The sequence below is a fragment of the uncultured Draconibacterium sp. genome (genome assembly GCF_913060805.1).
Classification (GTDB): Bacteria; Bacteroidota; Bacteroidia; order Bacteroidales; family Prolixibacteraceae; genus Draconibacterium.
The window spans coordinates 63,451-75,377 of sequence record NZ_CAJXTC010000009.1 but is presented as its reverse complement, the minus strand read 5'-3'; the positions used below and the strand labels follow the sequence as shown (position 1 = coordinate 75,377).

The 11,927-nt window shown below is 42.2% G+C and carries 12 protein-coding genes; 1 reads left to right on the top strand and 11 read right to left on the bottom strand.

The genetic code is table 11. The features are described 5' to 3' along the window. Position 1: 1 nt before the first annotated feature. The 6 genes from QZ576_RS07385 to QZ576_RS07360 all read right to left on the bottom strand — a co-directional run bounded on the left by QZ576_RS07385 (position 2) and on the right by QZ576_RS07360 (position 8,180). Entirely contained in the window at positions 2-1,873 is a 1,872-nt protein-coding gene (locus QZ576_RS07385) for a hypothetical protein (RefSeq protein WP_297095614.1), read from the bottom strand. Between the two features lie 2 nt (positions 1,874-1,875). Beyond that, positions 1,876-3,078 carry a hypothetical protein gene (locus QZ576_RS07380; protein WP_297095612.1) on the bottom strand — a complete coding sequence of 401 codons (1,203 nt, stop codon included), beginning with the start codon at positions 3,076-3,078 and terminating at the stop codon, positions 1,876-1,878. Between the two features lie 2 nt (positions 3,079-3,080). Further along, positions 3,081-6,575 (bottom strand): phage tail tape measure protein, encoded by a 3,495-nt coding sequence (locus QZ576_RS07375; protein ID WP_297095610.1) that lies wholly within the window; start codon positions 6,573-6,575, stop codon positions 3,081-3,083. Between the two features lie 416 nt (positions 6,576-6,991). Continuing rightward, a complete protein-coding gene (locus QZ576_RS07370) occupies positions 6,992-7,285 on the bottom strand; it encodes a hypothetical protein (RefSeq protein WP_297095609.1) in 294 nt (97 codons plus the stop codon). 77 nt (positions 7,286-7,362) lie between these two features. Then, positions 7,363-7,854: a KilA-N domain-containing protein gene (locus QZ576_RS07365; RefSeq protein ID WP_367270452.1), complete on the bottom strand. Its 492-nt coding sequence runs from the start codon at positions 7,852-7,854 to the stop codon at positions 7,363-7,365. Positions 7,855-7,928: 74 nt separating this feature from the next. Beyond that, complete coding sequence (locus QZ576_RS07360; protein WP_297095604.1) at positions 7,929-8,180, bottom strand: hypothetical protein; 252 nt, start codon at positions 8,178-8,180, stop codon at positions 7,929-7,931. Between the two features lie 89 nt (positions 8,181-8,269). Between QZ576_RS07360 and QZ576_RS07355 the strand changes: the two genes are divergently transcribed. Next, complete coding sequence (locus QZ576_RS07355; RefSeq protein ID WP_297095602.1) at positions 8,270-8,452, top strand: hypothetical protein; 183 nt, start codon at positions 8,270-8,272, stop codon at positions 8,450-8,452. Positions 8,453-8,741: 289 nt separating this feature from the next. Here the strand turns inward: QZ576_RS07355 and QZ576_RS07350 are convergent, their stop codons facing one another. The 5 genes from QZ576_RS07350 to QZ576_RS07330 form a co-directional block, all read right to left on the bottom strand. Next, complete coding sequence (locus QZ576_RS07350) at positions 8,742-8,999, bottom strand: SHOCT domain-containing protein (RefSeq protein WP_297095600.1); 258 nt, start codon at positions 8,997-8,999, stop codon at positions 8,742-8,744. A gap of 62 nt (positions 9,000-9,061) precedes the next feature. Then, positions 9,062-9,484 (bottom strand): hypothetical protein, encoded by a 423-nt coding sequence (locus QZ576_RS07345; RefSeq protein ID WP_297095598.1) that lies wholly within the window; start codon positions 9,482-9,484, stop codon positions 9,062-9,064. Continuing rightward, positions 9,481-9,978 (bottom strand): hypothetical protein, encoded by a 498-nt coding sequence (locus QZ576_RS07340; protein WP_297095596.1) that lies wholly within the window; start codon positions 9,976-9,978, stop codon positions 9,481-9,483. The genes QZ576_RS07345 and QZ576_RS07340 overlap by 4 nt, the downstream gene beginning before the upstream one ends. Positions 9,979-10,012: 34 nt before the next feature. Next, positions 10,013-10,909 carry a hypothetical protein gene (locus tag QZ576_RS07335; protein WP_297095594.1) on the bottom strand — a complete coding sequence of 299 codons (897 nt, stop codon included), beginning with the start codon at positions 10,907-10,909 and terminating at the stop codon, positions 10,013-10,015. A 19-nt stretch (positions 10,910-10,928) separates the two neighbouring features. Next, entirely contained in the window at positions 10,929-11,921 is a 993-nt protein-coding gene (locus QZ576_RS07330; RefSeq protein WP_297095592.1) for a DUF6712 family protein, read from the bottom strand. Positions 11,922-11,927: the final 6 nt, after the last annotated feature.

The following is an 11,927-nucleotide window of genomic DNA, read 5'->3' as shown; positions in this document are numbered from 1 at the left end:
GCTATTTTTTATATACATCGATCGTGGTAACTCCAACGTGGTGTTTGTATACTGTTGCTTCCATTTTCTCAATTATAAAATCTCCCTCTTTGCTGGTGTATGGATCGGTAATATTCCGAACCATATAATCGAGCACATTAAGCGGTAACATCGATTTTCGCGAAGCAGGTTGCCGAGTGCTCCAAAACCGGCCCCATTTGGGGTAACGTTTTGCGAGTAATCCAATACCTTCTTTTAACCAATCGAGCATTAAGCCGTTGGTTGAGTCGGTGTTACTGCACGAGTTTTGCCCATTATGGAACAGGAGGCGGGGCGAAAAATTCTGATACAAAAATCGTTTTCCCCGGGTGTTTCCCGGTTGGTATGTAACGGTGTCGGTACCGTTGTTAAACAGCGTGCTGAAAACGGTTTCTATTTCTTCCTCTTCCTTATCGTCGGCCCGGTTAATAAAACCATGCTGAAAACCATACGAAATACGTTTCCAGCCCAGGCGGTCTTCAATCATTTGGTTACCCGACATCTGGCTGCCGTAGCTTTCCTGAATCAAACAGTACTCCACATAAATATCCAGTTCTTTCAGGTAACGAATGTCGCCCACTTCAGGATCGGCCAGTTCCGGAAGATCTTCCCAGTTGTCGAGCGCTGCTTCTACATCGTCGCGGCGGTCGTCAATGTCTTCCCAATTATCCTGGAAAAAAGTATCGTCTTCGTCGTGCTCAAAACTGAATTTCAGGCTTACATCTTTTCGCTCGTCCATAGCCCAGTTGCCTACCAGGTACTTACTAATATCAAAAGCCTGTTTGGTAATTATCTGCTCACGGTCGATAATGTCAACTTTGCCGTTTTGTTTAAACTGGAAACAAACATTCAGCATGTTTTGCAGACCGATAATAAATTCCTTCAACTGTATTTTTGGAAGCAGCCATTTGTATTTAAACGAAGGGTAATGGCGGTGAATATCCTGAATTAAGAAATAAAGTGTGTTTCCTCCACCGTCGAACGGATCGGTATTGTAGCCAAATTGCTCTTCGTTTTCTTTCACGTAATCGAAAACACCGATATCGAAATTATTGTAGATAAAAAGCTTGCTTAGCGAAGGATCGTCGGCAATGTCGTTACGATCGATATAAAAACCCGCATCGCGCATTAATTCTTTCAACACGTAGTTTAAAAACAACATGGGCGATATTACATACACATCGAGGTAAAGTTCAACAGCATAAGCGGCCACGGTTGATTCGGGAATTACCAGTGGCGGGTGCTGGTTAACCATCGAATTGGCAGTGCGTTTAAAAGCCAAATCGTAAATCGCAGTTTCAATATCTTCCGTTGTGTATTCGTCTAACTTGCTCCCATAATACCAATCGGGGTTTTCAATTTCGGTAGGCACATTTTTGTTACGGCCTTTATCGTAAAAAAACTTGGTATTTTTTAGCCGTGGCAAACAGTAATCGTCGGTTGACGAATTGGGGAACGAATTAAGTTCGAGATCCACATCCTGATCAAAAGCATCAATGTCGTAAATGTATTTCTCCTGGTGCTCTTTTTTCAGGTTGCCAACCACGCCACGCAACCATCCGGAATATTGTTCGTCGTCGGCCTTATTAATTACCAATGTACCGGCCATTAGCAATTTTCCGCTAAACCTGATTTCAAAATTGGGGAATTCGCGATCGTTTGTATTGGCATATTTTTCAAAACGCTCAGGATTACCCAGCAATGCACGGTTAGGATCGTTAACCGGGATATCGATGCCCATTCCTTTATCGCCTTTGAATTCTTCAAAATTGCAGGCAGGATTTAACCAGGTAAGGCGCACCGAAGTATCGTCATCCAGTAAAAACGGTTTGTTATTTAAGTAATATCCCAGCATGGTTAATACATTCGGTTATCGAAGACAAATGGGCTGCTATGTGCTTCGGTAATGGTTAATTCAATGTTGTACATATCTTTTTGGCGGTCGTAAATCACTTTATCGGCATTATCGATGGTTACCGGAATTACGAGGAATGAATCTTTGGTAACGAAGCCATATAAATACCATGCTTGTCGGGTTACCATTAAATCGCGGTAATACTGAATAGTGGTAAGGTTTTTCCACCCGGTGTTAACGGTCCATTTGTTTTGCCCGGTTTTAGCGGCCGGTATAATTGTCGGATCGAACACTGTGTTAGCTGTATCGAACGGGAATTCGGCCAAATCGCCTTCGGTGGCAAAAGCATCTTTTACATTTCCGCTAAAAAATACATCGTCGATTCCTCCAAGGCTGTTGGCAAAAAGGATGTAGGTTGGGCGCTCGCAGTAATTCCAGTCGAAATAAAAGTTGCGCACCTGCGAGTTACCCGATGCCAATGCCAGCCAAACTTTAAAGAAAACACATCGTTTATCGGCCTGCTCCAAGTCAATGCCATGCAAAGCAGGGTTACAGTTAAACTCGTATAAATTGGCGGTGGTTAAGGTAATGGGTGTCGAATAGGTTTCGATGCTGTCGTCGTCGAAATGAGCTTCAATTTCGAAAGTTCCTGTAGTATTGGCAGCCACCATGTACCACAGTTTTATCATCTGCGTTTTATAAACCAGCTCGCCGTTTGGCCGTGGAGTAAGAAAGTTATCGCCTTCAACATACACGTTATAAAAGCTCAGGTTATCGGCTTCCATCATGGAGTATTGGCGTGGGTTAATTCCGCCCTTTAACATCTGTACGATATCGGCTTCCACTTCGCCCCACACTTCCTGGTATTCGTTGTTGCTATCCCAGTAGCTTTCGCCGGCCTGCACTTGTATGCTAAATGTTTGCGTGGGGTAACTCACCATGGCAGCGGTAAAAGGGTAATCGAAACTTTTCTTTACCGGCTGATCAACATATGCACTGATATCAAAAATGCGCTCACCATTTTCGTCGGGTGCTTTGGCATCTTCAAAAGGTGCTCCTTCCAGTTTTCCGTCTTGCGAAATTACACGAAGCAGAATTTTATAATCGCTGCTTCCGGCCGGAGCTGCAGCACCCGAACATTTTATTTCTACCGGGTTACCGGTTAGCTGTACCAAACCTCCTAATATATTTACTGCTATTGCCATTGTTAACTTTCTTTTTCAATTTGATCGAGTAATTCAAGATCTTTTTTGATTAACTCAGAGTATACAACCAGTTTTTTATTTGTAAATGCCTTTAAAGCTTTCGTCAATTCTTCAGCTGTTTCTTTATCCATTCCGGATGTGTAAGGTTGTGTAGGGTCTTGACCCTGATTAGCCACCTCTTTAACGATTTTTGGCTGCGGCGAGTAACCGCCGGCAATACGCTGGGTGAGCACGGTATTGTTTTTCATGGCATCGATCATTGCCACATGGTCGGCAATACGAAGGCCCATGGCATCGCGTACCTCTGACGACAGGCTTCGGTTATCTACGTAATATTCCTGCCCGGCTTCGGATGCCAGTATACCGGATGGCATAACAACCGGGTTATTGGGCAACATGCCGGTACCTGCCTGGGTGAGCACGCGGGCACGGTACTGGCGGCCATCGTCGGCACCGTAAACTGTGGCGTAACCGCCATCGCGTTTCTGTGCCAAAGCGGCGATTGATTGAGTAGCAATAAGGGCCGTATTAGCAATTGCCCGGGTTTTTGCTTTTGCTTGCTGAACTAAACCCCAGGCTGTTCCGGCAATACCAAAACTAACGGCGTTCATTTCGGCTGCTGCAGCTGCAATTGCCGCTGATTCTTTTGCATAGTTTAACCATACCTGTGCAATTGCCATTGCTTTTTCAATCCCGAACAAGGCATAATAAGCTGCCGATCCCTCTTCAACCATTCCGGATAGGGCTCCTGAAACTTCGCCGATTGCCGCTAATTCGATTTCTTTTATTTCAAGGCGTGCGTCAGCGGTTTCCTGAATAATTTCTAATCGATCCTTTTCTTTGTTTGCATACTGCTGGCGTAACCGCTCCAACTTTTGCAGGTATTCAGCTTCAGAAATCAATCCCTGATCGCGTTTATCTTTAAGTAAAAGCTCTTTAAATTCCTGTGTTTGCAAAAAGTTCTGAATCTCGGCATTGGTGGCAGGATCGAAAGTTTCTTCTTCTTCATCGGTTTGGATTGACATTGCAATATCGATGGCAGCCTGACTTTCTTCGGTAACCTGTTTAACCATTTTTTTGGCATGCTCGATTCTTTTATCCAAAATATCGCTTTGTATTTCGGATATGTCATTCCCATTTTTCTTATACAATTCACGGAGAGCTATTAAATGTGCCTGTTCGAGAACGTACATTTGATTGTTGTATTCGTCCTGGGTTATTTTTTCCTGAAGGTATTGCTCTTTTACAATATTTTGACGAGCCGTAAATGATTGCTCGAGTAATTCTTCCTGAGATTTTAATTGTTTTTTTGATATAGCACCGGCGCCCATATCTTCGTCGTTTGTATCTGGTGCATTTATTTCGCCCGGGGCTTTATTAATTGTCTCGATGTACTTATTTACGATATCGGTCATTTTTTCAATAGAAATGCCGGTTTTGGTGCTAATTTCTTCTTCCGTAAGTCCGATATCTTTCAGCTTTAGAATTGACTGAGCCAGTTCTACATTATTTTGTTTTATAACATCGTTTTGGTCCTTTATGGCCAGGAGGTTGGTTTTTTCTATTTCTTCTCGAGTTTTACCACTATAGGCTATTGTTTTTGTCATCAGATCCTCGTCGGCTAAAAGTTTCTGACGGGCCTCGATAGATCCGTTTGCCCGGGTAATGGATTCGTTTTGTTTATCGATGTTCTTAACCAGATCCTCTATTACATCCTGTTTCATTTCGAGATTCAACAAACGTTGAGCCTCCCTGGCTTCCATTATTTTGGTCTTATTTATACCTACAGCTTCGCCATATTTGTTAAACTCTGAAATTGCGGTTGGAACGATTTCTCCAATCTTACGGATCGTTTCGTTTAGCAGCTCTTGTTCATCTTTTGTAAGCGTTTGTTTATCCTTAAGTTCATCATAAGTAATAAGTAATTTGTCGACAGTATCGTTTTGGTCCGCGAATTGTCGCTCCAATTTCTTCAGGTTATCAGCCAGTTTTAGTACCCTTTCAGTTTGGGTTTTAGTTATCATTCCGGCAAACTTACCTGTAACGCTTGTTAACCAGGACTCCAGTGCAAAATTGGTAGTCAACTCCTTTAATCGTTTACCAATTTTTGCAAGGTTACCGGCAAGGTTTTCATTCTTTTTGCTGAATTCATCAGTTATTGAAGTGCCTTGTTTAAATGATTCGTTGGCGATATCCTGGGCTTCGCGGATTTTATCGGTGTCGCGGGCAAGGGCGAGCAGAACGGAGATAACCCGTTTACCATCGAGACCAAGGCCATCGAGTTTTTGGGTCATGGTGTCGAGGCTGTCGTTGTTGCCGTTTAGCCCGTCGAGCAGGGCGATAAAAGCTTCGTTGGCATCGGTTTTAAGTAGTTTGGTAAAATCGCCCACTTCCATACCGGCTACTTTGGCATAGGTAGCAGTATCTTTAAACATGTTTGGTACGATTTGGGTAAACACTGTACTTGATACCTCGGCAGATTGCGCGAGCTGATCGTTGGCAGAAGCGAGGCCCATAACATCGGTCATTGCAATTCCGGCAGTTTTGGCAATACCCTGAACCCGATTGGTCCACTCGACAATATACCCTTCGTTGGCGGATGAACTTTGCCCGAGGGTATTTACGGCAGAACCGGCTTTTAGCATGGCCTGCTCGATTCCATAAATTTTATCGAGATCGAATACATCGACAATTTTACCTACCATTTTAACGGCTTCGTCGGCAGACTGGCCCATATCTTCGCCCAGGGCAACGGTAATTTGATCGGATGCCTTTACAAATTCGAGGATATTCTGGCGACCTTCGATACCCAACTTACCAGCTACAGACGCGAGCTTTAAAAGTTCTTCTCTGCTGGTGCGGGTATCGGCCTTCCGGAGATCGAGATACAGGGCGTTAAGTTCTTTTCGGGTAAGGTTGGTGTGTTTTTCGACATCGGAAAGCTGGTCGGAGAGTTTGGCATTTCCCTGGATAAATGTGTCGTAAACTTTGTAAACTGCAAAACCTGCAGCCATCATCATACCGGCATAGTGGTTAACGGTGGTAGCTGCCCGGCGCATTGCCTGCCCCATAACGGTAACACCTTTTTGCAGACGCTGTTTATGAGCAATAGCTTTTGTTAGCTCAGCATTGTAACGTTTCCACTCTTCGGTACCAGGCGTTGCATTGTGCAGGTGGTACTGAAGGGTTTTAATGTGCATGTTTAGCTGGCGCATTGTAAGACCGGTGAGGCCTATTTCTTTACGCAATGCTGCCTGGCGGTCTTTATTTTTTTCAAGGGCTTCGCGGTTAACTTTCAGCTCTTTGTTTAAAGCTGTAATCTGCTTTTTCTCTGCAGCAACATCTTTGTTTAGTTTGGCTTTTTCGGCTCTCAGGGCTTTTTGTTCCTGCGTGAGTTCGCGAGCCTGCTGTTCGAGCTGGCCCAGTTCTTTTTTAGCCTGGTTGCCGCCAACGGTTATCCGGAGTTGAACTTCTTCTTGTGTTACTTTGCCTGACATGTTTTTATAGCTATTAGCTACGAGCTACGAGCTGCGAGCTGATTACACAATCAAAGTAAGGGCGGGAAAGGGGGAAAATAAAGGACAGCCCTTCGTCTCCCGATGCTTCGGTCGGGACAGGTACGCTCAGGACGATAATTTGGAAGGCAAAAGTAAAAAGTGGAAAGGCAAAATGGAGTGGCTTATTTTAGTTTTGGGGTGAAAAGTTAACCTATAGGTTAATTTATTTTAGTTTTTGGGTGAAAAGTAAATTAACCCCCTTTGTCGGCCTCGCACATTCCTTACGCTGACATTTCCCCCCAAGCGGGGGAAACAATAAGGTGTCCTTCGGACTGCTATTTTTGGAATAAAAAAACCTTCAGGGTTTGGGAAACGCCTGAAGGTTTGATTTTATATTTATTTGTATTGAAGCCCGGTTAGCGCGATGACACATTATTAAAATGCCTACGGAATGAACTATTACTCCCCAACATAATAATATGCTCTAAGCAAAGATGACCGTAATAAGCTATCTCTTCAGGCGAGGTGTGGTTTGTTCCCTTTGCCAAGTCAGCTACTCGGCAAACGAATGTTTGAAGACAATCGATATGTTTATCCAAATTATCTGAATTGTGTTTAGATGGGTTTGAAAAACCTCCTATTGGTTGATTTTTGGGGTTGCGGTGTACAATTCTCATTAAATGAGTACCGCAGTTTGCAGTATTTTCCATTTCTTTGTGGTGTTATATATTTATAATGAATCCCCCGGGGCAAAGGTGCTCGTAACACCTCCCGGGGGATTGTTTATTTATTTCCTTTTCTCTTTATCATCGCCAAACAAATCAAATTTTAATTGGTCAGTAGCGGCTTTCATGGCCTTCATCCTTTTTCTATCTGCAGCACTAATCTTCAGCTCAGCTTCAAATACCTCTGCCAATTGGGGATTTTCTCTAATCAGTTTTTCCTTTTTGTCCTTCCACTCTTTTTCGGCTTTTAGTTTTTCAACAGTAGCCTCCTTCATTTCTCGATAATGGCCAAGAATTATTTGGTCAATTGTTGTCCAAACCCAAACCTCAAATTCAGGATCAAGCCAGGCAGCAAATTTTAAAGCTAAAATTCGATGCATCCATGTTCCAGATTTTTGCCTTGAAATGATCAAATCTTCTTCACTTTTCAGGTTTAATAAACCTGCAAATGCAGGTTTTAAACAGGCTGAAATAAACTTTTTTGTAGCATCACTTTTTGTAAATTGAAATAAATCTTTTCCAAAAACTTTTGCCATTTCAGTGGCATTTACCATCACGTTATCATTTCCGGTAGAATCGAAACTGATGGATTTTTCGTTGTAAATAAATTCTAGAATTTTCATAATAATTATTTTTTGATGTTCAACTCATTAAAATGATTTTGAATTGCAACGATCATTCCCGTTGCTTTTTCTGATTTTGAATCAGGAAAACGAGGATGAAAAACAATCCTCTTTAAGTTCTCAAATGAAACAACTGGTTCCATTTTTCCATCTATTTCCGAAAACTTTCCTTCCGAAAGCAATTCAGACATTACTTCTTGTTCAGTCCATTCTTGCATAATATATCGTTTTAAAAATTCAATGACACAAAGTTTCAATATTTTTCTTTTATTTCCAAGAATTAAAAAGAATATTATTATTTGTTATATAAATTTCTATTGTATTATATTTGTAAACAAAAACACCAATGGTTAAGAAAAACGTGAATTTTCAGGCAGAAGAAGACACATCAAACGAATTTGATGCCGTATTAAAGGAATATGAAGAAGTAACAGGAATTAGTTTAAAAAAAGGAAATTGCCTGGAAATAGCAATGAAAGACTATGTAATCAAACTACGCAAACAAATAGAGTTACTTAAACAAGGGTAGCTCTACATTTCCATTTTATATAATTTAAAATTAAACATTAAAAAACCCGGCTTGATGGCCGGGTTTTTTGTTATTGCTTTTCTAGCTCGTATAAAAGAGTTCCTTTTTCTGGTTTTAGAAGCTCGTGTATAATAATTGAATCCGTTTGATACCCGTACTTCAAATCACTTTTCAAACTATCTACCTGCTGTTCTAACTTACTAATTCTTTCTTCGTAGTTGTTATTTTGCCTACATGAAAAACAAAATAACAAAACGGAAGCAACAATAAATATCTTTACCATAGCATATTAACTTAAAAGTTTTGATTTTTGCTTTTCAAATTCATCCTGCGTTAAAATACCATCGTCGAGGAGTTTTTTCAGTTTTGTTAATTCGTCGGAAACGCTGGTCTGTTTGGCGGCGTTCTCTTTTGCTTCGCGCTCTAGTTTTTGCTTTTGCCATTTTTCGCGCTGCAATTTTTCTATTTCAAGATTTTTCTTTTTGTTTCCTTTTGATATGCTAACTATTAGCACAATTCCAAGGATTACGAGAATTACCCAAAGCATACTATTTGATTTTTAAGGTTTAAAGTGGGGTGAAGATATAAAAAACGCGGTTAAAAACCGCGTTACCCGTTTGCAGCTTCCAGCTCCTGTTTAATACCTTGCACTACATCGTCGGTTAGGTAGTACATAAGGGAGTAAACAATGGAGCCGATAGAACCGTAGGCATTTCGGGAATAAAAGCCGGTTGGCTTTGTGGTTTTTTGGTAGCTCTTTTTGTTTTTTTCGGGGTTTTCGGTGTTCCACTTGTATTTGTGCGTGGCCTGAATATCGAGAAAACGGCCCCGGAGTTTCATCCCAATAGCTAGTAGTCCGTTAAAATAATCGGGTGAGGCCTGCACGCTATTGCTTACAGAGCTATATAGTGTACCGCTTCCCTGGTAACGGTTTTCGGTAATACCCTGTTTTATGGCCTCTTCTATTCTGGCGCCATATTTTTCGAGTATTGTCTCTACAAAGCGTTGCTGTATTAGTTTGTCGGTAATCATAAATCACTCCATTGGGATTTTAGGACCAGCATTGGATTGTAAGAGAAGAAACGGAAGGTGGTACGCCAGCCATAATAACCATCGAAAACAGGGCCTATTTTTTCGCGGTTGAAGGATTCTATTTGCAACTGATTAAGGAAGGTATAACGCGGCAGAGTGGCATCGTTTTTTATACGGGCTTCGAAATCGTTGCACCATATTTCGGTTTCGTTGAGTATTGCCTTGCGCTGTGCTGCTACATCGGCGCGTGGATTAGTAAGCTTTTTCAATACCAGATAACCGGATGTAGCGCGGTCGAATACCTGATCGGAGGTTTGTACGTGTTTACCGATGGCATAGGCTTCAAGTACGAGCAGGGTTTGAGCATTCATGTTTCGTACTTCGTTGGTGGCATTGGCCATATCATCCAGATCGATGGGATAGAATTTTTCGATGGCCACGTGTTTTGTTGCCAGGGCTTCGAAGTAGTTTTCGTATGTGGTGAAATTTATCATGATATTATAGCTACAAGCCGCAAGCTACAAGCTATTAGCTTTTGTTTTTTGCTTTTATTTTGTCGAGTTCGCGTTGGTGTTCGTCGTTTTCGAGAATAAGCAGTTCGCGTTCGCGCATAAACTGGAAGAGGTTACGGCGGGCGATATCGTCGGCATCGCGGTGTTCGTGTTGCGATACTTTCAGTATGGTATCATACCACGATAGGCGAGGCTTTTTTATTTTACCGGCTTCGGGATCGAGTTTTTCGGCAATGGTATTGCGGTATAATACTTTAAATATTTGCGGCAACTGTTTTATACAGCCTTCGAACCACCACAGCACCAGGTAACGCATGTGCAATGGAACTTCCTGGCGTATTTTAAGGATGCGGTTATCGATTAGCTGATCGTTAAACAGCTCGCGCGGATCTCCGTCGTATTCCGGAGTATTAATCAGGGATTTCAGATTTTTTCGGGCCGGTCGATACAAAATTGCCATCAGCCGGTTAATGAATTCAACACGATTGGTTTCGAGCCAGTTTTCGTAAGCTTTTTCGGCCAGTGCAAACTCCCAAACCTCGAGGCGTTTAAAATGATCGGGACCAAAGAGACCGGCGAAAGTTTCGAGCCGGTTAATGGTTAGCTCTGAATTTACGATTTGCATATCGCCCACTTTCTTAAACAGAAAGTTAAAAAGCTCTTGTGTTTCGATATAAATGGTTTCGGAAAGTTGTACCAATGGCAATGTTTTGCCTTGTTTATCGAGTTCCTGAGCTTGCTTTACTGCAGCATCAGCCGCTTTTGAATAATGACAAAACAGGGCCAATTTCATTCCTTCAACGGTAGTTTTACTGATTACCTGGCCGGCAACAATTAGAGCAGCTTCAAAGCTTAGTTCGTTCCATGTTTCGGGCATTGGGATTGTTTCGGTGTTTACTTCTACCGGGATCATATTCAATAGCTATTTGATGTTAGAAACTTATTCCTTTTCGGGATACTCCGGGACGATAGCGGTAATCGGGATCGTCGTCGAGTTTATCAAGATCGTAAATATACTTATTTAGCTTGGTAATCTCGGATTCGCCAGCTGCAGTAAAATACTCTTTTGCCACTTTAATTAGCGGAGTACGTGCCGGCTGACCAGCATCCTGAGTAACAAACATAGAAGTATATTTCTCGATTAAACCTTCAGGCATAACTTGTACTGGAAATTGAACCATTGCGGTGGCCATTGCCAGGTTAGGAACGATAATACGAATATGTTCGAGCATTATCTTTTCGCTTTCTTCGAGGTCGGTTTTAGCCTGGAGCTTTGTTTTAATGGTATCGAAACGATCGGCCAGTACCGGCTTAATGTTTACCCGCTCGATACGGCGCATAATAGGAATCATGGCAATAAACAGGCGACGGCTGGAATCGATATACACGGATTCCTGGAATACTGCTGCAGTAGGGACAAATAGCTCGAGAGAAGCTTTTTCGGCATCTGAATCCTTCCACGAAGCAATATTATCGCGCTTTTTATCGAGGTAGCTCAACAGTTGCTCGATGGTGTTGTACGCATTGCGGAGATATTTTGCAGCCACAGCATTTACAGCCCACTGGAAGGCTTGCACCTGGTTGTCGTTTGATTTTTGATGATGGAAACCGGAGTTATCGATGATGACATTTCCTTCGGGAACATACTCGTAAATGCCTTTCCAAATTATTGCCTCCTGGATAAGGAGCACTAACCCGTCGAGTACTTTTTCTTCATCTGTTGCATCGGCATCCTGAAATCGTTCGGACTTATAATGCGTGAGTGCAGCGGTGTAAACGGCTCCGGAAATGGTGCCGGTTACAAAGCCAATTGCACGGCGAAAATCGGGTTCGAGGTTTTCGTATCCGAAATTAAGTACGGTACCACCGGCTACTGTTTTTACCTCTTGTATTCCGTTGTTGGATTTGTTTAGAATGAGTTCCATGAGCAA

Bases quoted from the DNA above. Each gene is read 5' to 3' on its own strand.
- QZ576_RS07385 (WP_297095614.1), bottom strand. From the start codon at position 1,873: ATGCTGGGATATTACTTAAATAACAAACCGTTTTTACTGGATGACGAT.
- QZ576_RS07380 (WP_297095612.1), bottom strand. From the start codon at position 3,078: ATGGCAATAGCAGTAAATATATTAGGAGGTTTGGTACAGCTAACCGGT.
- QZ576_RS07375 (WP_297095610.1), bottom strand. From the start codon at position 6,575: ATGTCAGGCAAAGTAACACAAGAAGAAGTTCAACTCCGGATAACCGTT.
- QZ576_RS07370 (WP_297095609.1), bottom strand. From the start codon at position 7,285: ATGGAAAATACTGCAAACTGCGGTACTCATTTAATGAGAATTGTACAC.
- QZ576_RS07365 (WP_367270452.1), bottom strand. From the start codon at position 7,854: ATGGTAAATGCCACTGAAATGGCAAAAGTTTTTGGAAAAGATTTATTT.
- QZ576_RS07355 (WP_297095602.1), top strand. From the start codon at position 8,270: ATGGTTAAGAAAAACGTGAATTTTCAGGCAGAAGAAGACACATCAAAC.
- QZ576_RS07350 (WP_297095600.1), bottom strand. From the start codon at position 8,999: ATGCTTTGGGTAATTCTCGTAATCCTTGGAATTGTGCTAATAGTTAGC.
- QZ576_RS07345 (WP_297095598.1), bottom strand. From the start codon at position 9,484: ATGATTACCGACAAACTAATACAGCAACGCTTTGTAGAGACAATACTC.
- QZ576_RS07340 (WP_297095596.1), bottom strand. From the start codon at position 9,978: ATGATAAATTTCACCACATACGAAAACTACTTCGAAGCCCTGGCAACA.
- QZ576_RS07335 (WP_297095594.1), bottom strand. From the start codon at position 10,909: ATGATCCCGGTAGAAGTAAACACCGAAACAATCCCAATGCCCGAAACA.
- QZ576_RS07330 (WP_297095592.1), bottom strand. From the start codon at position 11,921: ATGGAACTCATTCTAAACAAATCCAACAACGGAATACAAGAGGTAAAA.